Source organism: Microbacterium sp. SORGH_AS_0969, from assembly GCF_030818255.1.
Lineage (GTDB): Bacteria > Actinomycetota > Actinomycetes > Actinomycetales > Microbacteriaceae > Microbacterium.
Window position 1 is genome coordinate 1103447 of sequence record NZ_JAUTAG010000001.1, and the last position, 24010, is coordinate 1127456.

Genomic DNA, 24010 nt, shown 5'->3' on the forward strand with positions numbered 1-24010 from the left:
CGGTTCGGCCGCTCTGTGCGGCAATCGGGCAGTTCTTTCCGGAGCGCGGCACGCGCCAGCGAGCGAAACTCCTGAGATTCAGTCCCCCTCCGCGCCCGAACCCGCGACCGCGGGGGCACGGCGTCCGCTCTGTCAGGAGTTTCGCCCGCCCCCGCCGTCCGAACCGCCCCTCGACATCGGCCGGGCCGGCCCGCCACGTCCGTGGGACGCCCAGCCCCCACCCACCCGCCGCCACCCACCCCGCGCCGCGTAGCCTGGAGGGGTGACCCTCCCCTTCGATGTCGACGCCGTGCGCGCCGACTTCCCGATCCTCGAGACCGAGGTCGACGGACATCCGCTCGTCTACCTCGACTCCGGCGCGACGAGCCAGAAACCGCGCGCGGTGCTCGACGCCGAGCGCGACTTCCTCGAGCGCGCGAACTCCGCCGTGCACCGCGGGGCGCACACGCTCGCCGCCGAGGCGACCGAGCTGTTCGAAGACGCCCGCTCGACGGTTGCCGAGTTCGTGGGCGCCGAGCCCGAGCAGCTCGTCTGGACGAGCGGCGCCACCGCCGGCCTCAACCTCGTCGCCGGGTCCCTCGGCTACGCGGGGCGTCTGCGCGAGGGCGACGAGATCGTCGTCACTGAGGCCGAGCATCACGCGAACCTCATCCCCTGGCAGGAGCTCGCCGCCCGCACAGGAGCGCGCCTGCGGCACATCCCCGTCCTCGACGACGGCACCCTCGACATGCGCGCCGCGGCCGACCTCATCGGCGAGCGCACGAAGGTGGTCGCGTTCGCGCACGTCTCCAACGTGCTCGGCATCGTGAACCCGGTCGCGAAGCTCGTCACCCTGGCTCGCGGCGTCGGCGCGCTGACGGTGCTCGACGCGTGCCAGTCGGCGCCGCACCTCGCGCTCGACCTTCCGGCATCCGGGGTCGATCTCGCCGTGTTCTCCGGCCACAAGATCCACGGTCCCTACGGCATCGGTGCCCTGTGGGGCCGCGACGAGGTGCTCGAGTCGCTGCCCCCGTTCATCACGGGCGGATCGATGATCACGACCGTCACGCTCGACCGCGCCGAGTACCTCCCGCCGCCGCAGCGCTTCGAGGCCGGCACGCAGCCGGTGTCCCAGGCCGTGGGCCTGGCCGCCGCGATCCGCTGGCTCGGCGAGCACGACCTCGACGCCGCGCGCGCACACGAGGCGACCCTTGAGAAGCGCATGCGCGAGGGGCTGCGCTCGATTCCCGGTGTCCGCCTCCTCGGAGACACGGATGCCGCCGACCGCGTCGCCCTGCAGTCGTTCGTCGTCGACGGTGTCCACGCGCACGACGTGGGTCAGTTCCTCGACTCACGCGGGGTCGCTGCCCGGGTCGGTCACCACTGCGCCCAGCCGCTGCATCGGCGCTTCGGCATCACCGCCACCGTGCGGGCCAGCGCCGCGATCCACACGACCGAGGCCGAGATCGACACCTTCCTCGACGCGGTGTCGGGCGTCCGCGGATTCTTCGGGGTCGACGCATGAGCGGGCTGGAGTCGCTGTACCAGGAGCTGATCCTCGACCATGCGAAGAAGCCCCGCGGCTTCGGCCTCGTCGAGCCCGGTGCGCACAGCGCGACGGTGCACCAGCGCAACCCGGTCTGCGGCGACGAGATCACGCTTCGCGTCGACGTCGAGGGCGACCGCGTGGCCTCGGTCACGTGGGAGGGCGCCGGTTGCTCGATCTCGCAGGCCTCGGCATCCATGCTGGTGGCGCTCCTGCAGGAAGACGGCGGAGACGAGGGGATGCCACGCGCCGACGCCGAAGCCCTGATCGCGTCGTTCCGCGAGGCGCTGCGCTCGCGCGGCAAGATCCCCCTCGACGAGGAGACGTTCGCCGACGCCGCCGCGCTGTCCGGCGTCTCGAAGTACACCGCCCGCGTGAAGTGCGCGATGCTCGCCTGGGTCGCGCTCGAGGAAGGGCTGCGGCAGGCCTGAGGCTGTGGCATCCGGATGTCCGCTCGCCAGCGCCCACGCCCACGCCGACACTCACGAGGGGACGCCGCGAGCCGACGCCGACGGCGGGCAGCGGATGGTCGGGCCGCCGGGGCGGCGATATCCTGCGACCACCACGGAGAGAGGCGGATGCCATGGCCACCGGATTCAGCGCAGAAGAGCGCGCGGCGATGAAGCAGCGGGCCGAGGAGCTCCAGGCGATGAAGGGCCTGAAGGGCCTCGCGAAGCTCCAGAAGGAGAACGAGGCCTGCCTCGAGGCGATCGAGAAGCTCGAGGGAACCGACCGCGCGATCGCCGAGCGTGTCCACGTCATCGTGCTCGAAGAGGCACCCCACCTGACCCCGAAGACGTTCTACGGCTTCCCGGCCTACGCCAAAGATGGAAAGGTCGTGGTCTTCTACCAGCCGGCCTCGAAGTTCAAGACGCGCTACGGCACGGTCAGCTTCGACGACACCGCGCAGCTCGACGACGGCCCGATGTGGCCGGTGTCGTTCGCGGTGGTCGAGGTGACCCCCGAGGTGGAGCAGCGGATCCGCGAGCTCGTGCGGCGGGCGGCGCCCGCGGCCTGACGCGCGGCACCGGAATCGGAGCGCGGCGACAGAATCGGAGCAGCGAGGCCGCGGCATCCGAATCCGCTACGTCGGTCCGATTCCGCGTGCCCGGCCGAGAGGATGCCGCGACCCTGAGGCCGCGGCATCCGGAGATCACCCGATGACCACGCGCTCCATGCGCTCGAAGCTCTGCTCCATGCCGTCGACCATGCCCGTGGCAAGGACGGCGTCGCGGGTGGCGGCATCCGGATACTCGATGAGCAGCGTGACCAGGGTCGCGCCGTCCTCCTCGTAGAACGACAGGTCGTTGGTCGTGGAGGGGTAGTCGGTGCCGGTCATGTGCTCGGTCTGCACGATGCGGCGCGGCTCGTCGACGAGCAGCGTCTCGCCGTCGAAGCCGAAGGGCTCGCCCTCGGTGCCCTCCTCGGGTTCCCAGGCGATGCGGTACGTCCCCCCGACCGAGACGTCGACCTCGCTGACGCTCATGCGCCAGCCGTCGGGGCCGAGCATCCAGCGCCGCATGAGGTCGGGGTCGGTGTGCGCGCGCCAGACGAGCTCGCGCGGACCGTCGATGAGCCGCGTGATGCGCACGTGCTGGTCGTCGAGGATCTCGAGTCGCGTGCCCTTCCCCTGCGCGAACTCCCGCAGCCCCACGAGCACCGCGTCGAGCTGGTTCATCGCGAGCGTGGCACCCTCGACGGCGCCCATCGCGGTGAGCTGCTCGAGTGCGTCGAGCGAGTCGAAGTACGTGATGTTCGTCAGGCGGGACCCCGTATCGGTCTCGTCGAACGCGAAGGTCATTCGCATGGCGGGCATGCCCTCGATCGGGTCGCCCTCCTCGTCGAGGAACGAATCCACGACCTCGAAGCCGCGCGGAGCGTCGATGGCGATGAACTCCCAGCTGCCCCGGGCGATCTCACCGGTCGGGCTGGCCATCGAGTAGCGGGCACGGCCGCCCGGTTCGAAGTCGAAGGAGGCGAAGGTGGCCGGCCAACCGGGAGGTCCCCAGAAGCGCTCGAGCTGCCGCGGGTCGGTGAACACGGTCCAGAGCCGCTCGGGGCCGACAGGGAAGTCGGCGACCAGGGTCATGGTGAGCGCTTCGGCGTCGCTCTCGACGGATGTGACGGGCATGACGGACTCCTTCGTCGGTTCAGTTCGTGGGTGGAGGGACGGATGCCGGGTCCCCGGCGTCTTCGAGGCCGGGATCCGCGGGCGCGGGTTCGGCCAACAGGGCGTCGAGCCGGTCGATACGGCCCCGCCAGAGGTTCTCGTAGGAGCGGAGCAGTTCTTGCGCCCGCGCGAGCGCGGCGGGGTCGGCGCGCACGAATCGCACCCTTCCCTCCGCGCGTTTGGTGATGAGCCGCGCCTCGGCCAGCACGGAGATGTGCTTCGACACGGCGGCGAACGACATGGCGTACCCGGCCGCGAGCTCCGACACCGACTGCTCCGCGACGAGCGTGCGCCGCACGATGTCGCGCCGCGTCGCGTCGGCGAGCGCATGGAAGACGCGGTCGATGTCGGCGTCGTTGAGGAGATTTTGTTTAACCATTTGGTTGCACGTTAGCGCTCGCCGGACGAGGGCGCAACCGCGGAGCCGAAATTGTCGGGGATGCGCACTTGCTGCATTCGCAATGCTTCAAGTCAATCCCAGATCTTGGACGAGCCGAGGGCGCGCGGTGGCACCGGCATTTCATGTAACTCGCAACCCGGGTTTCGGGTTACACTAACCGCGTGAGTGGTAGCGTCGCTGCTAGGTCCAAGCTGTTGTTCAATAACGTGCATATGTTGCGGGTCGCGGGGGTCATCAGCCACGGGGACGACGTCGTCGACTCGCAAAGGTTGCAGAGGGAGCTCGAGCTCGGGCAGTCGGCGGTGCAGCGTATCCTCGTCACCCTGGAAGGAGTGGGACTGATGGAGAGATTGGAACGTCAGGTCAGGACGGAGCCCGTCCGGTTCCGTCGGCTGCCGCACTCATTTTGGCGGGCAGCTCAGGAGCTCGCCGATGCTTGAGGTGTTGGAGGTTCCCGGCGCATCTCGTCAGGCGTTCCGGCACATGGGGGTGTTCGACGGCGCGGAGCTGACGGTGACCTACACCGTGGACCCTGGCGAGCATGAGGCGCGAATTGACGCGAACGTTGGGGCGTTTGCGAACGAGTTTCTCCTCGCCGCGCTCCTCACCCTCCCCACGGACTGCATCGGGCCCGTGGACCCCCGTTTCGAGCGCGTACTTCGCAACCCCACTTCGTCGGCTGCTGCCACTGTCATCAGCGACCCCGACGGGGGTCTTTGGGCGCGACGCCGCATCGGCGCGGTCGTAGACGTCCTCGGCATCGAGATCTCCTCCGCGACTCTCCAGCGCGGATGCTCCGTCGCGCATCGGTTGGCGGGCTACGGTCCGCGCACGGTGCATTCCTCACGCGCTGCGAACGCTCTCGCGCTCACGGAAGCATCCCACTACGGGATCGGTTTCATCGATGCCGACGGCCGCCGTCTGCTAGCGCCTGCAACCTTCGTCGCCGAGCGCTGGTCCTCAGCGCGATGGCGATTCGCGGAGCTCGTGTATGGCCGGCACCGCGACCTCCTCGGCTAGGACGTCGTCGCCCACACCTTTTCGAGGATGTTGTCAACCTTGAGTGGGCGACCAATGTGCGACTCGAGCTGCGGGTAGGTGTCGAGCGCTCCGGCTACCTGACGAGCCCAAAGTGCTCGCCGGCCAGGCTCGTCGAGGTCGATGTAAAGCGAATAGAGGCTGTCGAGCGAGACGACGTTGTGGTTGTGCCCGATGCGACGTTCGGGCTCTTCGCCGTGCAGGCGGTCGAGGGCTTCACCGCGGCAGATGCTGCAGAAACAGTGAATGGGGTTGACGCCAGCGAACCAGTCGCGACGCATGTGTGTGGACCGAACAATCCGCAGCATGTCAGTGATCATCATGTGCGGCGACATGTCTTCACGGTCGATGGCACCGCCTCGTCCGCCGACTGGCGTGAGGCGCCGCAGCTTCGGATACGACCCGATAGCAGAGGCGATGGCACCGTGGGCGAGCGCGTCGAACCCGACGAGGTCGGCTCGGTACGCAAGGACGGGGACGGTAGCCTCCTGGAAGATCTGACGGTACGCGCGGGCACGAGACATGCTGCCGACCGGGTTGGTGGGGTCGGTGAACGTAAGAAGAACGGGGTGGCGGCTGCGGTTGATTACGGCGATGAGTTGCTTCGTGAGCTGCGGCTCGCTCAGCCATCCCGCGGCGACGGGGATCGCGAACAGCAAATCGGCGCGGTCGAGCTTGTTGGCCTCGCGCAGTGCAGCCTTGAGGGCGGCGGAGTCGTTCTTGCGGATCTGACCCGTCGGGGTGATGGCGAGATCGCTGTCCATCCGCTGCCAGTCGAGTTCGGCATCAAGTGACAGCTGGAACGTGTTGTCGCTTCCGCGGCGCAGGAACGGCTCGTCCTCTGTGGCCCAGTGAGTACTCAGCGCAAGGGGCTCGATGATGACGGGCAGGTTGGGGTTCGCGCGCCGGATTTGCTGGGCGAACTTCGGGGCGTCCCCTCCCAACTAGGAACGCGCCTCCGGCGAAAGCGCGGATGAGCCCGGCTTCATAACGCATGTTGACGCCGCACACGTGGAACTGACGGTTTGCGAGCAGCGCAAGCGCATCACCGACTTCGACGGAGCGCGGCGCGAGGAACGCGCTGGAGGGGGCGGTGTTGGGGTTTTCGATGACAGTGAACATCATGATGACTCCTGCAGGAAGGTATGCCTGAACTCGCGCGGGAACATGAAGGCACTGCTTGCAAGTTCATCGACGCTCGCGCCGGCGTCGATGCTCTTGCGGATGGCGGTTTCGAGCGCGGTCGGGTTTTCGCGCTCCGTAGGGTCGGGTTCGCGGCGATGCATCCCGCTGGTGCTCAGCTGGATGCTCCACGTGCGGTACTCATCTTCGGTAAGTAGGTCGGTGTCACGACCGCGGCGGATGAGCGCGGCAAGCGAGACACCCCAGCGCTTCTTCAGCGGGAGGAGCGTTTCAAGGGTCGCGGGACTTGGCCATTCCGTCGCAAGAGAGGCGGCCGGGACGAGGAACTCGGCGGCGAACGCGTCGGCCTCCTTCTCCTGCGGTGCGTTGGCCTCAGAATCGTGCATCACCGCGTGACCGAGCTCGTGAGCGACAGTGAACCTTTGTCGATCTGCGGGGACGTGCTCGCCGACGAGGATGACCGGCACCTCACCGTCCTGCCAGGAGGCGATGGCGTCAACTTGAATCGTCTCCAGCGGCCAGCGGAGCACGAGCACGCCGGCGTCTTCGAGAACGGCGACGAGGTTCTTAATAGGCCCAGCACCGAGCCCGAGTTCCTCCCGAACGTCCTGCGCAACCTCCTGGGGCGTGATGAAGCCGTCGTCGAGATCGTGGAGGGTCAGCGTGGTGCGCTGCTGACCCATGAGGTCGCGCACGCGAAGCCGGACGAGCGAGAGCTCGGCGGCGACCTTTGTCACCGCCGCCTTTGGCGTGCTCTTGAGTTTGCGGTGGAAGATGCGGGCGGGGGCAGCCGAGGACGTCACCCCTGCGAACGCGGACACCGGAACCCCGAGCAGGTCAGCAAGTGCATCCCATTTCTCTTCGTCGAGGTCGGCCCCAGACTCTGCCTTCGACAGCGAGGCCTGCGAGATACCGGTCACCGCAGCCACCTCCGTCTGGGTCAGTCCACGCGAAAGGCGGAGGGCTTCGAGCAGCTCCCCACGGGCCTCAGCGTTTGTCATGAATCTAGCATAGCAGAGAATATTCTTGACGCGTCATATGTGACATCTGGATCTAGGTTGGTAACCATGCAGCGATCCATACGGACGCGGCTGAGATGCATGATGGACACGCCCACGGATGCAGGTCGGCCTGGATGGCCTATTTGACGGAATTCGTGTCATATGTGACACTTGGGTCATGCGCATTCGTCGACGACGGTAAAAACCAGCAGTCCGCCGCATCACCCCACCCGCCGCATCCTCCAGCGGCCTTCCGCGCATCCGCCACAGGATTAGAGGAATCTTCCATGCCTAGGCTCGACGCTTCCCGCGTGCCCACAACCGAGATCGACATCCTCGAGGAAAGCTACGACCGTCTCCCTGACGGCCCTCTGCGAGCCACTCTCGAGACGCTGTCGCATGCGCTCCGTGGCGGCCAGGACACCTTCGTCATGACAGAGAAGGACGACTTCACGCCGTCCGAGGCAGCCAAGCTCCTGGGCGTAAGCCGGACTCATCTCTACAAGATTCTCGACTCCGGGGCGCTTGCGCATCATGTCGTAGGGGCACGCGACCGGCGCATTGCTGCAACGGACCTTGTCGCGTACCGAGCCCGCATGCTTGCCACGCAGAAGCGGATGGCTGAGGCCGCGGCGCACACCGACGACCTCGACGACCTAGTGCTAGACGAGTTCGACTGATTCTGGCGTCGGCAACGTTCGTATGCTGGTGTCATGGGGCGTAGCCGGCGAGTGACATTGCAATGCGCTGCCGAGGATCTGTCGTCCGGGTGGACCACGCCGGCAGACTTCGACAACGTTCGCGAGCTGCGTGTCCTTGCCCAGAAGGCGGTGGCCGGGGACACCACCGACTCAGCCATCAGCCGACACCTCAGATTGTTGCCACCGCTCGCACTGCTCCGTCATCCGCTCGTTCACGCCTTCGACGAACAGTTCGCTGGGGACGACGACCGTGGGACCCTCCGCGAGACCATCAGCGCAGTCAACGACCATCAATGGTTCAAGCAGACCTACTCGGCGCGATGGCGCGGCGCCGCCGTCATCATCGAAAAGGCCGGGGTGAAGACGGCGTGGCTCGGCGCCGCTGGCTATCACCGAGCTGGATCACCGGAGGATTTCTACACGGAGTTCGCTCGCCGGTGTCGGGGCGGCTCCGATGGATTTCTTCCCCAGGCCGAGGACTTCAAGGTGGAAGCCGTTGAGGACAAGATCTCTCGCCGCGACGCGTGGAAGCTGCAGCTTCACCTGACTGCCCTCGTGCTCCTGAACACCGCGCTCAACGATCCCGAGAACTCGTACGACGTCATTGTGCTCTCCCCTTCGGGTCGCGAACTGCTGACCTTGGCCATGATGGTCGTGCATACCGATGTGGACGGAACTGTCGCCCACGAGCTCGTCGTGGAGATCGTGCCTGCGGACTGGGAGAGCCCGCGCCTGTGCGAACAGGCGTCCATCATCGTGAAGAGCGCCATCGACCCTCAGTTCGAGACCTGGACGACTGCCCCCCTCCAGGACAACGCGGTTTCGCACTGGACGGTTCTGACGGAGGATACGATCACGTCGGCACGAGCCGTCGCGGAGTCCGGTGAGGTCGGACCTGACGCACGGCCGGGCGAGGTCCGCCTGGGCACAATAGCTCACTACGCGCGAAGGGACAACATCGCCTACGCATCCGTACACGGCGAAGCGGTGCAGGCGATGTGCGGACACTGGTTCGTGCCGACCGCAGACCATGAGCACAAGCCGCGTTGCGCGACATGTCGCGAAGAGTTTGAGCGGATACCGGTCAAACCCAAGTGATGCCGGGTGGATGAGCTATGCCTGACGACCACAAGCTTCGACTCGGTGATGCCGTCGGAAGCGACAGCGAGACCTGGGTGCGGGTAGGCGTACGCCGCGGCAAAGAGGCGAAGCTCCGGCGAGACGGATCCTCTAACGACTGGCAGTTCCTGCCCGTACCCGAGTGGCTCGTCCACGCTGCCACCGCGCGACGCGACGTCGACCCCGGCCGACGAAGCCCCACCCTCGCAGGTGAAAACCATCCCGTCGCGCCGTTCGGCCATGTCGCGGAGTCCACGCCGCACATCGGGGTGAAGAGGACGATCCCTCGGAATCGTGATCTGTCAGCACCCTGATACGCGTAAAACCCTGCGCGCGAAGGGTCGCCAGGAAAGTATCACCACAAAGTTGCCCCGGGCCACTGGAAACCTCACGAGCTACGTGACATCCAGTGTCTTCTCACCTCGTTCCCGACAGGAGTCAACCCCGCCACCCGCGCTTCGCAGCGCGCCCGCGGCAGCGGCTGCGGGCTGCGGGCTGTGGGCTGTGATCGCGCGGATCTTCAGCCCCGCAGAGCCTGCAGCAGCGCCCCCACGGGGTGGTCGCTCTCGACGGGGTGGCGGAGCGGAAGGTCCTCGACGCACTCGTAGCGATTACGTCGGCCCTCCTTCTCGCGCTTGAGGTAGCCGGCGTCGACGAGGTCGGCCAGGATGCCGTGCGCGGTGCGCTCGGTGATGCCGACGGCATCCGCGATCTCGCGGACGCGGGCACCCGGGTCGCGGGAGACGTAGATGAACACGTGGGCGTGGTTCGTCAGGAACGTCCAGGTGTTCATCACCACAGCCTAGTGATCGGCACTATCGGAACTCAAGAACGTGTTATTCATTGCCTGCGTTTTGACACACGCAATTTTATGCATGTAACTTGCTTCGCATGTCACCGATCGCCCCGCTCCTGACGGCCGCGCTCCTCGCCGCGGTCGGCGCCGCCCTCCTGCCGGATGCCACACGCCACCGCACTCCGGGCTCGCTCGCCGTCTGGCCCGGGGTCGCTGCCACGGCTCTCGCCACGCTCGGGCTCGCGGGCGCCCTCGCCGACCGCACCGATGTGGCCGGTGCCGCGCTCGCGCTGCTCATCGTCGCCCTCACCGTCGTCGTGCAGGTGTACGCGAGCCGCCACCTGCGCGGCGACCCGCGCTCGCGCAGCTTCTTCGCCCTCTCGTCGCTCGCGGCGCTCGGATCGACGACCGCCATCGCCGCGGACGACGTCGTGCTGCTGGCCGTCGGATGGACCCTGGCGACACTCAGCACGATCGCCCTGATCGCGACGGGGGGCTCGGGCCCGCAGACGCGGGTCGCGGTCCAGCGCAGCGCCGTGGCTCTCTTCATCGGCGACGCGGCGCTCTGGACGGCCGTCGTCGTCGCGACCGCCTCGACCGGGTCGATCTCGCTCGCCGCCCTCGGCAGCCTCGACGGCGTGGCCGCGACCCTCGTCGGCGCCCTCGTCGCGGTCGCCGCGGTCGCCCGCGCGGGGTCGTTCCCGCTGCACGGCTGGCTCCCGGCCACCGCCGCGACGACCACGCCCGTCTCCGCCCTCCTGCACGCGGGCTTCGTGAACGCGGGCGCCCTGCTCCTCCTGCGGTTCTCCCCCGTCCCCTCGGCCGTGGGTCCCTGGATCGCCGGAATCGCCGGGGCGGTCACGCTCCTCATCGCGACGCTCGCGATGCTCACCCGCGCCGACGTGAAGGGGCGGCTGGTGCACTCCACCGCGGCACAGATGGGCTTCCTGCTCCTCGCGTGCGCGCTCGGCGCCTACGGACTCGCGTTCGTGCACGTCGTCGGCCACGCGCTCTTCAAGGCGAGCCTGTTCCTCGGGGCCGGGTCCGCCGTGGAACACGCGCTCCGCGCCCGGGCTCTCCCCCGGTCCACCCCCTCGCGGATGGGGCGGGTCGTGGGCGCGCTGCTCATCGTGGGGACCGCCGCGATCGCCCTCATCGGCAGCGACGCCTTCGCGCACCCGACCGCGGTCCTCCTCCTCTTCGCGCTCACAACCGCCGTCGTCGCGGGGGCGCGGATCGGCGCGTCCTCGGCGCGCGTCCCGACGCGAGCGGCGCTGCTCCTCACGCTGTCGATCGCGGTCGTCGGGTACGTGGCGGTGGTCTTCCCGGGAGCGGAGGCGCTGGTCCCCGCCAACGGGACGACGGCGCTGCCGTGGGGCGTCGCCGTGGCGGTCTTCGTCATCGCCGTGGCATCCCTCCTCCTCATCCGCTCCACGGGACCGGTCTCCGACCGGATCTTCGCCCTCGCCCTCGCGTGGGGTCGGCCACCGCTCCCCGCCGCCCCCACCCCGTCCTCGGCTCCGGCATCCGCCGGCGGCCCCCTCGAGTACCGGAGAGTCTGATGACCACCACCGCTCCTCCTTCACCGGCCACCATCCGGGGCTGGGTCGCTGCCGCCGGCCGCGCGATCTCGCCGCACTTCCCGCTCGAGACCTTCATCGCCCGCAACCCCGTCGCCGGTTACGAGGACCTCGACTGGGAAGACGCTCTCGGACAGATCGCCCGCGATCACGGCATCCTGCTCACGCTGCCCGAAGAGCGCTTCCGCGAGCTGCATGAGCAAGGGCGCATCTCGTCGGGCGACCTGATCGCCGCCCTCCGGTTCACGGTCGCCGAGGCGCGCGCGACCGACACCCTCACGGTCGGTCAGGTCGCCACCACGGTCGCCGAAGTTCTGCGGCAGGACCTGCTCGTCTCGCCCCCGATGGCCCTCGGCTCCTCGCTCCCCACCCCGGCGAGCGCCCTCGCGCCCCGCATCCACGCTCGCGTCGACGACCTCATCGCGCGGTGGCTGACCGCGATCCTCGGCGAGGGCGCGTGGAGCGGCCCCGTGCGGCGCGACGGCATGTGGACCGGCTGGCGGCGCCTCGCTGCGGTCGACCCGACGCTCTCGCGGCGGGTGCGCAGCGGCATCCGGAGCACGCCCGCCGACGCGGCGAGCGCGATCGGAGTCGCCCTCGACCGCTGGCAGCTCGCGGGCTCGGAGGCCGAGGACTTCCTGCGGGCGCACGTGCTCGCGCAGCCGGGCTGGTCGGCCCTCGTCCGGCACTTCACGGACAGCTCGCGGGGGATCGATCTCACCTCGCTCGTCGCCATCCGGGTCACGCTCGAGCGCCTCCTGCTCCCGGCCGACGCCACTCTCCCCGCGTCGGCGCAGACCGCGCCCAACAACAAGGCGCGGATCGGCACGGTCACGCTCGCGCTGGGCGCCGACCCGTCCGACCCCGCCACCCGCGCGGTCGTGGGCCGCACGCTCGCCCTGGTCACCCCGGCGACCAGGCTCGCCGTCTGGCAGGAGGCATACGAGCGCGGCGTGGCCCGCGCGCTCGCGCCCGCGCGGGGAGACGAACGGACCGGCCGCCCGCTCGCCCAGGCCGTGTTCTGCATCGACACGCGGTCCGAAAGCTTCCGGCGCCACCTCGAGGCGGCGGGCCCCGTCGAGACGCTCGGCTTCGCCGGCTTCTTCGCGGTGCCGATCTCGTTCCGCCCCGCGGACGGGTCCGCCGAGGTCGCCTCGTGCCCCGTCCTGCTGACCCCGCGGGTCGCGATCACCGAGTCGTCGGTCGAGCGCGACGCCCTCGGCCGGTGGCGGCGGCAGCGGATCGGGGAGGGAGAGCGGGATGCCACGCTCGACGCGCTGAAGGAGTCGCCGGTCACGCCCTTCGCGTTCGCCGAGACCGCGGGCTGGGTGATCGGCGCGGCCTCCGCGATGCGGACGCTCGCCCCGGAAGGCTGGCGCGCGCTGGTCGAGAAGGTCAGGCCCGCGAAGCCATCCACGCACGTGGACGCCGACGTCGTGTTCTCGCTCGAGGAGCGCGTCCTCTACGCCGAGACGGCGCTGCGGATGATGGGCCTCGTCGACGACTTCGCCCCGATCGTGCTGCTGTGCGGCCACGGTGCGACCGTCACGAACAACCCCTTCGCGTCGAGCCTGCAGTGCGGGGCGTGCGGTGGGCACGAGGGCGAACCGAACGCCCGCGCCGCGGCGATGATCTTCAACGACCCCGAGACGCGCCTCGCGCTGGCCGCGCGTGGCATCCGGATCCCCGCGGACACGCTGTTCCTCGCCGCGCAGATGGACACCGTGACCGACGAGGTCACGCTCCTCGAACCGTGGACGGTGCCCGCCACGCACGAGACGATCGTGCTCGAGCTCGGGCGGCACCTCGAGTCCGCGCGGGTGGCGAACACCGCCGAGCGCAGCGCGAGCCTCCCCGGGGGCAGCGACGCGGCCGGAGCGGTGCGCGACACCGAGCGGCGGTCCGCCGACTGGGCGGAGTCGTACGCCGAGTGGGGGCTCGCGGGCAACGCGGCCTTCATCGTCGGGCCACGGGCGATCACGGCCGGGCTCGACCTCGAGCGGCGGGCATTCCTGCACAGCTACGAGGCCGCCGCCGACCCGGACGGGTCGGGGCTCGAGACGATCCTCACCGCGCCGATGATCGTGGCGCAGTGGATCAACGCGCAGTACACCGCGTCGACGGTCGCCCCCGACCGCTTCGGCGCCGGCCCCAAACCGCTGCACAACGTCGTCGGGACCGTGGGCGTGCTCTCGGGCTACGGCGGCGACCTGCGGATCGGCCTGCCCTGGCAGTCGGTGGGCGTCGGCCACGAAGCCCGGCACGAACCCGTGCGCCTGCAGGTGTTCGTGCAAGCGCCGATCGAGCGCGTCAACACGATCGTCGAGGCCTCCGAGGTCGTCCGCACCCTCGTCACTCACCGCTGGATCACCCTTCGGGTGCGCGCCGGCGAGAACGCGCCCTGGATGCGCTGGGGCCGCTACGGCTGGCAGCTCGACGACCTCGACACGGCCGGGACCCCCGGCATCCCCGTCCTCCATCACGAGACCACCACGAAGGCGCACCGCTCATGAGCACGTCCGAACTGACCCCGATGACCAAGATCGAGGTGGTCGTCGCGAGCGACGACGTCGCCGAGGTCTCCGCACTGATGCAGTCGCTCGGTGCCCGCGGCTACACCGCGATCACCGGTGTGGCCGGCGTCGGACACCACGGCTCGCGCGGCGGTCGCCTGCTGTTCAACGACCACGACGCCCTCACGCTGCTGGTGACGGTCGTCGCTCCCGAGCGCGCGGACGGGATCGTCGCCGGCATCCGTCCCCTTCTGGAGCGCACGGCCGGCGTGATGTTCGTCTCGCCCACCGCGGTGAGCCGCGCCGACTACTTCGTGTGATGGGCGCTCCCTCGCCGTTCGACGGGACCACGGTGGCGATCGGCACCGTCCACGGGAAAGAGGCGGCGTTCGCGCCCGCGTTCCGACGGTGGCTCGGCGCGTGGGTCGCCCCCACGGTGGCGCTCGACACCGACGCCCTCGGGACGTTCACGCGCGACGTGCCGCGGCTGCTCACTCCGGAAGAGGCGGCGACGGCCAAGGCCCGCGGGGCGGCTGCCGAACTCGGGACGACGACGGGTCTCGCGACCGAGGCGTCGTTCTCCCCCGCGCTGAGCGGCTTCGGCCCGATGGTGCACGAGGAGCTCGCCGTGTTCGTCGACCTCGAACGCGGCATGCGCGTGCGTCATGGCATCCGCCAGCACGTGCACATCGCGCCAAGGCGCACCGTCCGTAGCGAGAGCGAGGCACAGCGGTATCTCCAGCGCGTGGGCTTCCCCGCGCAGGCCGTCGTGGCGCACACCGACGAGGGCATGAGGAAGGGGATTCAGGATGCCACGGCCCTCCTCGCCCTCGTCCGTCGGGGTCCGGTCGAGCTCGAGCCGGATCTGCGTGCGCACATGAACCCGGGGCGACGACGAACGCTGCGGCGGCTGTCGTGGCTGCTCGCCGCACGCCTCACTCGCCTCTGCCCGGGGTGCGGGTGCCCCGGTTTCGGACCGGTCGGTGTGGTGCGCGGACTGCCGTGCGGCGCCTGCGGCAACGCGACGTCGCAGGTGCGGCTCGACGTGGACGGGTGCCCGCGGTGTCCGGAACGGCGGGAACGCCGGCGACCGGTGGAGGTGGCCGATCCCGCCGCGTGCGACGCGTGCAATCCGTGAGGCGTCGGCTAGTGGTAGTGGGTGACCCACGTCCAGAGCGCGGGTCGACGCTTCCGCGCGACGACGTCGCGCGTCTGACGCACGGCTCGAAGTGCCGGCACCGGCTCCGGACTGTCCGTGGTGATCACCGTTGCCGGCGTCGGCTCGGGGAGGTCGTGCAGTTCGGCCGCCAGGGCCGCGACCTCCGACGCGGTGGGGCGTGCGTCGGGGTCACGGGCCGTCATGGCGGTGAGCAGCAGTTCCCAGCCGTACCCGAACGTCGTGGGGATCTCCGGGTCATACGCCAGAGGGTCGAGAAGGAGGTCCTGCACCAGTCCGCCGGAAAGGGGGCGCTCCGCGGTCAGCGCCTCGAGCATCAGAAGGCCGAGCGAGTAGATGTCGGAGGCAGGTTGGGCGCCTTCGCCGTGGACACGTTCCGGAGGAAGGTACTCCGCCGTGTCGACGGTGAGGTCGAGCCCGTCCGCTCGTGCCGCGCGCTCCAGGAGGTCCGTCACGCCGAAGTCGGAGAGGACCGCGGCGAAAGGCCGACTGCCGTCTCGCAGAGGGCGAAGGAGCGTGTTCGACGAACGGAGACGCTGGTGGACGATGCCCGCCTCGTGGACAACGGCGAGGCCACGTGCGATATCCCGGAGCACCCCCGCGGCCGCCTCGGAGGGGAGAGGACCGTTCTGGTCGAGGTGCTGTCGCAGAGTGGGCCCCTTGATGAGCTCCATGACGAGAAACCCACGGCCGTCGCGCCCGAGGTGCGCGTCGTAGAGGGTCACCAGAGACGGGTGATCGAGCCCGGTGAGCACGTGAGCGGCGGCAAGGCGGCGCGGTGGATCGGAAGCATCGCGCGGGTCGGCGCGGAAGATCTTCACGGCGACGTCGCGCGCGAGGATGTCGTCCCGCGCGCGGAACACGCGCGATCCGCCGTCGAGTCCGAGGGGCTCCAGCAGCCGGTATCGCCCCGCGAACACCTCGCCGAGAAGGGCCGAGAGGGCCTCCCGTTCGGAGCCGCGGCTGCGGTCGCGTCGCGTTGCGGTGCTCACACGCGGGTGTGTTCGTTGTCGCGGGCGCGGCGGGTGGTGGACACCAGCGCGCCGGTTCCGATACCCATGCGAGACTCCCTGTGACTCTTGGCGCCGGTGGGACCGCAGCGGGCGAAGACTTGGGGGGCGCCCGGCCCGCTGCGGTCGCTCAAAGATTACTGAGCTAAACCACTTGGCGCTGCCCGCTGACAAGTGCGACCCTGAGGTGCATAATGGACGACCTTCAACGGCGCGCGGATGCCTTCGCTGCCCTCGCGGATCCGGGACGCCTGCAGATCGTCGACCTGCTCTCCATCGGCGACATGTCGTCGAGCGAGATCGCTGCGACCCTCGGGATGAAGTCGAACCTGGTCGCCTTCCACGCCAACGTCTTGGAGTCTCGCGGTATCGCTCGACGTGTCCGATCAGAGTCCGACGGTCGTCGCAGCTACCTCCAGCTCATCCCCGAAGCGTTCTCGGCGCTCGCCCTGGGACCGCGGAAAGTGGGAGGCCGGGTGGTCTTCGTCTGCACCGCCAACTCCGCGCGCTCGCAACTCGCGCAGGCCATCTGGACTGCCCACAGCTCCATTCCGGCCGCGTCCGCGGGCACCCGTCCCGCCGATCGGGTGAATCCCGGCGCGGTGGCCGCCGCCGCTCGCCACGGCATCCCCCTCGAGGCGGATGCGACCCCTCGTTCGGTCGACGAGGTCGCGCGTCCCGGCGACTTCCTGATCAGCGTCTGCGACCACGCCCACGAACGGATGCGGGGACGAGACGACGTGCACTGGTCCATCCGCGACCCCGCACGAGCGGGCAGCATCGAAGCCTTCGACGAAACGGTGGCCGAGCTGCGCGCCCGTATCACCCGCGTCGCTCCCCAGCTCGCGGCGGCGTAGCCCGACCGGAGCGGACGCGGTCGGCATCAGCTCAAAGAGATGAGCGATCGAACCTCGCGGGCCAGCCGTGCGCGGCACCTCGAATGATCGCCACCCAGCCCCCGAGGAAGAGCGTGATGCCGGCGACGAGCCCCACAGCGGGCAAGAGCGGCTCCAGCGCCGGCATGGGTCGCGGGGTCGGTTCCGAGAAGATCGGCACGTAGCTGAACCATGTCCCGAGCACCTGTCCCGTCATCCCGAGCAGAGCCACACCGGTCGTGACGCCGAGTACGGTGCCCGCCACGAGAGCGAGCACCCCTCCGGCGATCAGAGAGAGGGCGAGCTTGCGCGGAGAACTGATCATCCGAATCTCCTCCGCTGCACCGTTCGATGATCCTCGCATCGGTCTGGGGCGCAATGCCGCGCTCAGAAGCTGTGCGGCGAGGAGAGTGCCGCGGCCGTCGCCCCGAGCACGATGAGTGCGCTCGCACCGGTCAGAACGCCCGCGAGCACCGGGCGCTTGCGTGCGCGCCCGTGGAACAGGACGAGGTACGCACCGACAGCCAGCAACAGCCAGACGACCAGCGCGGCAACTCCGAACTGCACGTGCCACAGCCGCTCGGCGTCCCAGCGGGGGGAGTCCTCGAGAACGGTGTCGGGCTTGGAGAACGTCCAGTCGAGTCCGGTGACGAGAAAGGCGAAGGGGCCGAAGAGGCCGACCGCCGTCGCCACGATCAGGAGCACGACTCCGCCGACGATGCGCATGCTCCCATCCTGCCCTCTGGTCCGGCTCATGCCTCGACCGTCACCTCGCTCCCATCGGCGAGCGGACCGCGCGCGTTCCACCAGACGGGAGTGCAGCCGGCGCGGCGAGGGGCGGTCGAACTCGCCCCGCCTGATGCCCGAGATCGCGTCACACCCCGACACCTCGTCAGGGGCGCTTCGCGTCACTCCGTGATGCGGCAGGCCGCACCCTTGACGGGGTGCTGCGCTGTGAAGGACGGCATGTATCAAGGGGACCGGGAAAGAGTGATGATGACATCCGGAAGGCCGAGAGCTATCTCGTCGTCCGGGGCTTTGCATGGCGACGCCGGTAGTGGTCGCTGAGCTGGATTTCGCTGTTCACTTGGAGGGTGTGGGCTGCACGACGGATGACGCTGCGGTGCGTGTGATCTCGGCTTGTGTAGGTGTACGCGCGAGCACCCCAGACGAGTGTTACTGCGACAAAATAGAGCAACGTGTCGGCGGGTATCGCGGCGCGGGGTTCAGCAAGGCGATAGGGCATCGCACCGCTGCCCGGGTCGGCGGCCTTGTAGTACAGGTCCGTGACTGCCAGGGACGCATGGCTATAGCTCGACATGACTCGGTAGTAGATGTAGGCGTCAACGCCACCGGGCGAAAGATCGAGGCAGATATCGCGGAACTGACGCGAGCTGTCCGACGTCGCCAAGTCATGAGCGAGCTCGCTATCGGCAATGTCATCCGCCGACTCTCGGAACGTCGGTGACGCCGCCTTGTGAGCGTCGATCGCGAACGCTCTGCGGCTACGGGAGTGCTCGCGAATGATCGCGCGTACCCCGTGCTGATCCTTGCTCTGAACGACCCACACAGCGGTCAGGGCGCACTCGAACATCTGGCGGACGAGAGGAAGCGCAGCGTTGGTCATCCGGTTATCGAGAAGAAGAGCCGCCGCCCTCGCCGTCTCATGCAAGTGCCGCGCCCAGCCGTGCACGATGGCGACCCGCGCGGCGTCCTCTCCCGTGAACCGCTGATCCCGCCGCGCCGCGGGTTGGTAGAGAGAATCGGCGTCGCCGTGTGCTTGCCATGCGCTCTGCAACTCGTCGATGACCGTTCGCAGCTCGCTGCCGGTGAGCTTCACCGCGAACCTGCCGGCTCCTGAGTGTCAGCAAAACGAGACAGCTCCGCGTAGGCACGGGAGGCGGTCGACTTGTCGACGCCGAGCACCTTCCCGATGTAGGCGAAACTCGACCCGTCCTCCTCGCGCATACGGCGCAGCTCGGAGAGCTGGTCAGCGCTCAGCTTCGACGGTCGGCCAATCAGCTTTCCCCTGAGCGCGGGCATGATCCATGCCGCGCTGCGTGTTCTCCCGAATCGTGTCGACGCGCAGCTCCGCGAACACCGCAACGATCCCGAACAGAGCACGGCCCGTCGGGGTCGTCGTGTCGATCTGCGGTTCGGTCAGAGAGCGAATGTCGATGCCGCGTTCGCGCAGCTCGTTCAACGTGTCGAGGATGATCCGTTCGCTGCCGCCGAGACGGTCGAGGCGACGCACCAAAAGAGTGTCGCCCTCGCGGAGGTAATCCAGGCACGCGACCCACTGAGGGCGCGCAGCGATGCGACTGGACTCGCCGTGGTCGACGAACACACGGGTAGCGCCGGCCGCGCGCAGCTCGGCCTCCTGCGCGTCCGGGTTCTGCTCCCGGCGGGAGACGCGGGCGTAGCCGATCACGTTCGTCATCTCTCGAGCCCCGCCGTGGGGAACCGGTCGGACATGTGGCCGGGGCCGCTACGGCGGGCCCGGGGCGGCTGCTGGCCGCTCTGGCCCGCACCCCTGGTCGCTTCTTTCGGGGACCGTTGGTAGCTGCCGCTGATGACGGCTCGGACGTCTGCGAGAGGGTCGGCCGCGAGGGATGGCTTCTCGACACTCACCGCGTTGAAGATCGGCACGAGCGACGACGGGTCAGGAGCGAACGCGAACATGTCGGGACGGCTCATAGCGGATGCCTGGTTCCACTGCTCGGGAGTCACCCGGTCGAACTCGAACCGGAACGGCGAGCCCTCGGCCAGGTCGTGCATGAACTGCTTCGACGTCCTGCCGTTGCCCTCGCGGAACGGGTGCGCCTGGTTCACGTACGCGAACACGGTGGCGCTGGTGGCAATGAAGTCGTTACGGCTGATCGAGGCCCAGTCGGTCGACGTCGCGAGCTGGTGCACCTCGGAGAGGTAGCGGCCCACTTCCCCGTCGTCGACGTGGCCGAAGTCGCGCCCCGGACCCTTGCCCATGTTGACCGTGCGGAACTCCCCCGCCCACTCGTACACGTCCTGGAACAGGTGCCGGTGAATCGCCTTCAAGTGCTCCGCGTCGAACGTCTTAGGGATATCGACCATCCCCGCTTCCAGCTCGAACCCGCGACGGGCCGTCTGCCCGTACTCGCGAGCTTTCAGCTCGAAGAAGTCGCGCTCATCGAACTTGTTGCGCAGAGTGCCGTTCAGACCGTTGATGGTCTCGGGATAGAAATACGACTCCCAGGTATCGAACCGATCGGCCACGTCAGGCTGCGCCGACGACGCCGGCGGCGCGTCGAGACACCTCGGCCGCGCGGTGAGCTGCCGCCGCCGAACGACGGTCGTACTCGGCCGCGTCAATCGCGCCGCGCGCGTAGTCCGTCAGGTTCTCGACGTCCTCGCGCGTGGGCTCCCAGCCCTCATGCCAGCCGGCGGCGAGGGATTGCACGACGGCGCGACGCTGCTTGTCGGTGAGCTGCGCGAACAGCTCCGGGTACTGCTGCTCGATCTTCATCTGCGACTCGGCCACGGTGGCTCCCCTCGGTCCCCACCAATTCTATCAAATGATGCAAAAGGGCTCCACTTGTTTTTGCATCGGTTCGGGTTTCGCGACGGGGTTTTGCACCGCGGCGATCGGCGTGTTTCCGGCAACTCTGTGAAGCGCGGCGGTAATTGTCGCGTTTGTCGCGTCGCTTCGGCGCCCAAGGAGGAGGGCTTCTTGAGCCAGCGCGGCTGGAGCCTCACATGGTTAGCAGCGGTGGGATCAGCATGGCAACGATGGTTGCATCGGCCACGACGTGGGCGAGGTAGGTGGCCAGCATTCCTCCTGTGCGGGTGCGCAAGTAGCCCAGCATCAGCGCCCACGTTCCGGCGAGCAGGACGCCGACGATCCCGTTTGGAACGCCGTGGAGGTGTGCGAGTCCGAATGCGAGAGCGGTGAGAGCGACAGCCGATCGAGGTGGGAAGTACCGCAGCATGGGTGTCAGCAATAGTCCGAAGAAGATGCTGTCCTCGATCGCACCGTTCAAGACGGTGAAGCCGAGGGCGCCCGCCACCGCAACCGGGGCAGCCACCGATCCGGCGAGCTCGCTGTATGTGGTCGGCAGCTGTCCGTCGAACACGGTTTGCCAGAGCAGGAGGGCAACGACACTCACGGCGGCCACTGCTCCTATGGTCGCCCAGGCCTGTCCATCGAACCGCCCGACTCGTAGCCATTCACGCCACCGTGCGAGGCGGCCGGCTCTCCACGAGATGAGCGCTGTCACCCCAATGGCAATCGCTGGCCCGCTCGGCCACAGACCAATGCCCGGAACCAGGCCGACGATGTAGAGCAGAGCGACCAGGATGATCGCATCCTTGGCCTCCGCCGCGTCGAGAGATCGTAGCCATAGGCTCAGCCCGACTGCGACCCCCGCCGCTACGACTGCGAACGGCAACGAGCCGACGACAACTGGTTGCAAGGCTCCCATTATGAGCAGCGCGATAGACACAACACGCCCACGCACGACCTCGCCTGGCATGTGCTGATCGTGTGCGTTCATACGCCTCATGATGTCGTGACTGAGAGGCAAGTCGTCGCAAAGATGCGCAGCGCATGCCGTGAGGGCGGAGTGCCGGCTGGACGTTGCACCTCTTTCGGCCCCCACCGCCCCGAAGCCCAATCGTCCCCCGCGGGATCGGGACTAAATGGCCTGTCTTCCATAGAGCCCTCGCGAACGACCGTTCATGAGACGGTCCTCCTACCGCCGAGCTACTTCCGCGAGTCGTGTCTCACAACCTGTGGTTGTTCACGGAATGTGGCGGTGATTCGGTCACAGAGGTTGGCGGCTCGAAGGGCAAATGACGGCGGCGCTTGACCCTGCCCCTACGTCATGGTTCGTACTGAAGCGATGAGGCTCACTCCTGTTGCGTATCTGGCGTCCTATTTACTGTCGCTGCTTGGCAACTCGATCGCGGGCGTTGCTCTGCCGCTGATTGTCTTGCAGGTCACCGGTAGTGCCCTCGGTGCTGGTGCGGTCGCCGCGGCAACGGCGATCCCTGCCATGCTTGCGGGCCTGCTGATGGGTGTGGTCATCGACCGGATCAACCGGCGCACATCGTCGGTCGTGACCGATCTCGTCTCGGCCGCGTCGGTCGCAGCGTTGCCGCTGATCGACCTGCTCTCGGGACTGAGCCTGGGCTGGTTCATCCTGTTCGGCATCATCGGTTCGTTGGGAGATGTGCCGGGCATGACTGCTAGGGATGCCCTGTTGCCCGCGATCGTGCGCCACAGCAGGATCGCTTCGGAACGGCTCATGGGAGTCCGCGAGGCCCTGGGCGCGGTCGCGCTGCTGCTCGGCCCAGCGGCGGCAGGGACGCTCATGGTGCTGTTCGACGGGTCCACGGTGCTGTGGATAACCGCGGCGACATCATTGGCAGCGGCGCTGCTGACGTTGCTCATCCCGCACCACGTCGGTGCCGTTGTCACCGCGGACGGCGCTGCGGCCACTGTCACGGGCAACGGCTGGGTCGCGCTCCGGGACGGGTGGCGGGTGCTACTTGGTAGCCGATTCCTGATCGTCACCACGGTGCTGAGCCTCGCGTCGGTGATCGTGCTTGCTTCCCTGCAAGGGTTGATCCTGCCTGTCTACTTCACGCTCGTCGGGCAACCCGGAATGCTCGGCTTCATCCTCACCGCCCTGGCCGCTGGAATGCTGGTCGGCGGTACGGTTTACGCGATCGCTGGCACCCGCGGACGACGGCGCGCATGGTTCCTCTCTGGGCTGCTCGGTAGCACCCTCGGCTTCGGTCTCATCGCCACCCTGTCCTCCGTGTGGGTGGTCTTGGCCGGCGCATTCGTCGTCGGCCTGTCCAGCGGACTCTTCGGCAGCCTGATCGGAGTGCTGATGATCGAGCGCATCCCCGAGCAGATGCGCGGACGGATCATGGGCACACAGAACGCGATCATGACCGCCGCCCCACCCGTCGGGATCGTGACCGCCGCCGTTCTCACTGAGTACGCGGGCGTGAACGTCGCGGCGATCGCTCTCGTGAGTGTGTGGCTGGTCGCGGTCGCCGTCGGCTTGTTCGCACGCTCGCTGCATAACCTGGACCCCGAGTCGGCAGAGGCCGGCAACGGCGAGACGGCGGTGGTTGACAGTGCATAGCGGAGAGTTGGCGCGACTCGCGGGGGTCACTGTCCGGGCGTTGCGCCACTATCACCAGGTTGGCGTGTTGCCGGAACCTGACCGTGGGCGCAATGGGTATCGCAGCTACGACGTGCACGACCTGATCCGGGTCGTTCGAATCAAGCGCCTCGCCTCGCTGGGGATACCGCTGGATCGGATGCCCGATCTGCTCAACGATGCGGCACCAGATGAAGGAGGGCTGCTGGATGAGCTGGACGCCGCGTTTGCGGGGCAGATCGAACGTCTCACAGAGCAACGCAACCTCATCGCCCATCTCCGCATCCACGACGCGGCCCCGGACCTTCCCCCGGAGCTGGCTCCGTTCCTCGCAGTCTTCGTAGCCACGGGACTACCGCCGAACCTCGCGAAAATCGACCGCGACCAATCGGTACTACTGGCGCACCTCGTCGGAAAAGAGGGGATGCCATTTCTCGCGCGCTTCTACGAGCGGATAAGCGGATCCACGGTCGCTCCGTCCATAGCTGACATCGCGGAGCGTTTCGATCGGCTCGGACCGACGAGCACTGAGCAGGACATCTCCGCGCTCGTCGAGAACATCGTCGTATCGTTTGAGCCGTTGCTCGACGAGTTCTCGAATGGTCCGCAGCCCTACGAGCTGATCGGTTCCGCGAGCCTGTTTAGCGAGTACACGTCGGACGTGCTCAACGAGCAACAGCAGAGCACGCTCACACGAATCGCAACGGTACTAACGAGCAGAAGCCCCAATGACGGGGCGAGTCGCGACTCCGGCTCGACACCGGGCGTCCCTTACCCTGATCCGGAGACAGCGACAGGGTAGGTGGACTT

At 68.3% G+C, this 24010-nt stretch carries 26 protein-coding genes; 13 read left to right on the forward strand and 13 right to left on the reverse strand.

Translation table 11 applies throughout. The annotated features are described in order from the left end of the window. The first annotated feature begins 262 nt into the window (after positions 1-262). From QE388_RS05040 to QE388_RS05050, 3 genes are all read left to right on the forward strand, one after another. The gene (locus tag QE388_RS05040) at positions 263-1504 is read left to right on the forward strand and encodes an aminotransferase class V-fold PLP-dependent enzyme (RefSeq protein WP_307383533.1); all 1242 of its coding nucleotides are present in this window, start codon (positions 263-265) and stop codon (positions 1502-1504) included. Beyond that, positions 1501-1956, forward strand: a complete 456-nt coding sequence (gene sufU, locus QE388_RS05045) for a Fe-S cluster assembly sulfur transfer protein SufU (protein ID WP_307383535.1) — start codon at positions 1501-1503, stop codon at positions 1954-1956. Before QE388_RS05040 ends, sufU begins: the two co-directional genes overlap by 4 nt. Before the next feature lie 152 nt (positions 1957-2108). Beyond that, entirely contained in the window at positions 2109-2543 is a 435-nt protein-coding gene (locus QE388_RS05050; RefSeq protein WP_307383537.1) for an iron chaperone, read from the forward strand. A 135-nt stretch (positions 2544-2678) separates the two neighbouring features. On the opposite strand, the gene QE388_RS05055 is transcribed toward QE388_RS05050, so the two are convergent. Both QE388_RS05055 and QE388_RS05060 read right to left on the reverse strand, forming a co-directional pair. Beyond that, positions 2679-3656 carry an SRPBCC family protein gene (locus tag QE388_RS05055; RefSeq protein ID WP_307383540.1) on the reverse strand — a complete coding sequence of 326 codons (978 nt, stop codon included), beginning with the start codon at positions 3654-3656 and terminating at the stop codon, positions 2679-2681. A gap of 19 nt (positions 3657-3675) precedes the next feature. Then, the gene (locus tag QE388_RS05060; RefSeq protein ID WP_307383542.1) at positions 3676-4074 is read right to left on the reverse strand and encodes a helix-turn-helix transcriptional regulator; all 399 of its coding nucleotides are present in this window, start codon (positions 4072-4074) and stop codon (positions 3676-3678) included. A gap of 453 nt (positions 4075-4527) precedes the next feature. Between QE388_RS05060 and QE388_RS05065 the strand changes: the two genes are divergently transcribed. Then, positions 4528-5115, forward strand: coding sequence for a hypothetical protein (locus QE388_RS05065; protein WP_275800374.1), 588 nt, complete (start codon positions 4528-4530; stop codon positions 5113-5115). Here the strand turns inward: QE388_RS05065 and QE388_RS05070 are convergent. Then, the gene (locus QE388_RS05070; RefSeq protein ID WP_307383549.1) at positions 5112-6077 is read right to left on the reverse strand and encodes a hypothetical protein; all 966 of its coding nucleotides are present in this window, start codon (positions 6075-6077) and stop codon (positions 5112-5114) included. The two genes, QE388_RS05065 and QE388_RS05070, sit on opposite strands and share 4 nt — an antisense overlap. Positions 6078-6254: 177 nt before the next feature. Further along, positions 6255-7277: an XRE family transcriptional regulator gene (locus tag QE388_RS05075; protein WP_275800372.1), complete on the reverse strand. Its 1023-nt coding sequence runs from the start codon at positions 7275-7277 to the stop codon at positions 6255-6257. Positions 7278-7564: 287 nt separating this feature from the next. On the opposite strand from QE388_RS05075, the gene QE388_RS05080 reads away from it, so the two are divergent. Both QE388_RS05080 and QE388_RS05085 read left to right on the forward strand, forming a co-directional pair. Then, on the forward strand, positions 7565-7957 hold the full coding sequence (locus tag QE388_RS05080; RefSeq protein WP_275800370.1) for a helix-turn-helix domain-containing protein: 393 nt from the start codon (positions 7565-7567) through the stop codon (positions 7955-7957). A 33-nt stretch (positions 7958-7990) separates the two neighbouring features. Continuing rightward, positions 7991-9076: a DUF3039 domain-containing protein gene (locus QE388_RS05085; protein WP_307383554.1), complete on the forward strand. Its 1086-nt coding sequence runs from the start codon at positions 7991-7993 to the stop codon at positions 9074-9076. A gap of 541 nt (positions 9077-9617) precedes the next feature. Here QE388_RS05085 and QE388_RS05090 read toward each other — a convergent pair. Next, the gene (locus QE388_RS05090; RefSeq protein WP_058597146.1) at positions 9618-9890 is read right to left on the reverse strand and encodes a winged helix-turn-helix domain-containing protein; all 273 of its coding nucleotides are present in this window, start codon (positions 9888-9890) and stop codon (positions 9618-9620) included. A 98-nt stretch (positions 9891-9988) separates the two neighbouring features. Between QE388_RS05090 and QE388_RS05095 the strand changes: the two genes are divergently transcribed. From QE388_RS05095 to QE388_RS05110, 4 genes are read left to right on the forward strand one after another with little or no spacing between them, the layout of a single operon-like run. Continuing rightward, complete coding sequence (locus QE388_RS05095; protein WP_307383558.1) at positions 9989-11455, forward strand: proton-conducting transporter membrane subunit; 1467 nt, start codon at positions 9989-9991, stop codon at positions 11453-11455. Continuing rightward, the gene (locus tag QE388_RS05100; RefSeq protein ID WP_307383560.1) at positions 11455-13986 is read left to right on the forward strand and encodes a DUF2309 domain-containing protein; all 2532 of its coding nucleotides are present in this window, start codon (positions 11455-11457) and stop codon (positions 13984-13986) included. Before QE388_RS05095 ends, QE388_RS05100 begins: the two co-directional genes overlap by 1 nt. Next, on the forward strand, positions 13983-14306 hold the full coding sequence (locus QE388_RS05105) for a P-II family nitrogen regulator (RefSeq protein ID WP_058595311.1): 324 nt from the start codon (positions 13983-13985) through the stop codon (positions 14304-14306). The genes QE388_RS05100 and QE388_RS05105 overlap by 4 nt, the downstream gene beginning before the upstream one ends. After that, positions 14306-15124: a DUF6671 family protein gene (locus QE388_RS05110; protein WP_307383561.1), complete on the forward strand. Its 819-nt coding sequence runs from the start codon at positions 14306-14308 to the stop codon at positions 15122-15124. The genes QE388_RS05105 and QE388_RS05110 overlap by 1 nt, the downstream gene beginning before the upstream one ends. Positions 15125-15132: 8 nt before the next feature. Here the strand turns inward: QE388_RS05110 and QE388_RS05115 are convergent, their stop codons facing one another. Next, positions 15133-16155, reverse strand: coding sequence for a serine/threonine-protein kinase (locus QE388_RS05115; protein ID WP_307383563.1), 1023 nt, complete (start codon positions 16153-16155; stop codon positions 15133-15135). A 212-nt stretch (positions 16156-16367) separates the two neighbouring features. Here QE388_RS05115 and QE388_RS05120 point away from each other — a divergent pair, with 212 nt between their 5' ends. Further along, on the forward strand, positions 16368-17030 hold the full coding sequence (locus QE388_RS05120; protein WP_307383566.1) for an ArsR family transcriptional regulator: 663 nt from the start codon (positions 16368-16370) through the stop codon (positions 17028-17030). A gap of 31 nt (positions 17031-17061) precedes the next feature. Here QE388_RS05120 and QE388_RS05125 read toward each other — a convergent pair whose 3' ends face one another. The 7 genes from QE388_RS05125 to QE388_RS05155 form a co-directional block, all read right to left on the reverse strand. Beyond that, the gene (locus QE388_RS05125) at positions 17062-17373 is read right to left on the reverse strand and encodes a hypothetical protein (protein WP_307383568.1); all 312 of its coding nucleotides are present in this window, start codon (positions 17371-17373) and stop codon (positions 17062-17064) included. Between the two features lie 62 nt (positions 17374-17435). Continuing rightward, complete coding sequence (locus tag QE388_RS05130) at positions 17436-17774, reverse strand: hypothetical protein (RefSeq protein ID WP_307383570.1); 339 nt, start codon at positions 17772-17774, stop codon at positions 17436-17438. A gap of 292 nt (positions 17775-18066) precedes the next feature. Then, positions 18067-18888, reverse strand: coding sequence for a DUF5677 domain-containing protein (locus QE388_RS05135; protein WP_275800354.1), 822 nt, complete (start codon positions 18886-18888; stop codon positions 18067-18069). A gap of 150 nt (positions 18889-19038) precedes the next feature. Next, the gene (locus tag QE388_RS05140; RefSeq protein WP_307383573.1) at positions 19039-19488 is read right to left on the reverse strand and encodes a recombinase family protein; all 450 of its coding nucleotides are present in this window, start codon (positions 19486-19488) and stop codon (positions 19039-19041) included. Further along, positions 19485-20300, reverse strand: a complete 816-nt coding sequence (locus QE388_RS05145) for a Fic family protein (RefSeq protein WP_275800350.1) — start codon at positions 20298-20300, stop codon at positions 19485-19487. The genes QE388_RS05140 and QE388_RS05145 overlap by 4 nt, the downstream gene beginning before the upstream one ends. Before the next feature lies 1 nt (position 20301). Then, positions 20302-20565 carry a hypothetical protein gene (locus QE388_RS05150; protein WP_275800348.1) on the reverse strand — a complete coding sequence of 88 codons (264 nt, stop codon included), beginning with the start codon at positions 20563-20565 and terminating at the stop codon, positions 20302-20304. 211 nt (positions 20566-20776) lie between these two features. After that, positions 20777-21556: a CPBP family intramembrane glutamic endopeptidase gene (locus QE388_RS05155; RefSeq protein WP_307383577.1), complete on the reverse strand. Its 780-nt coding sequence runs from the start codon at positions 21554-21556 to the stop codon at positions 20777-20779. Positions 21557-21907: 351 nt separating this feature from the next. On the opposite strand from QE388_RS05155, the gene QE388_RS05160 reads away from it, so the two are divergent. Beyond that, positions 21908-23182: an MFS transporter gene (locus QE388_RS05160; protein WP_307383578.1), complete on the forward strand. Its 1275-nt coding sequence runs from the start codon at positions 21908-21910 to the stop codon at positions 23180-23182. Then, positions 23175-24002, forward strand: a complete 828-nt coding sequence (locus QE388_RS05165; protein WP_275800342.1) for a MerR family transcriptional regulator — start codon at positions 23175-23177, stop codon at positions 24000-24002. The genes QE388_RS05160 and QE388_RS05165 overlap by 8 nt, the downstream gene beginning before the upstream one ends. The last annotated feature ends 8 nt before the right edge of the window (positions 24003-24010 follow it).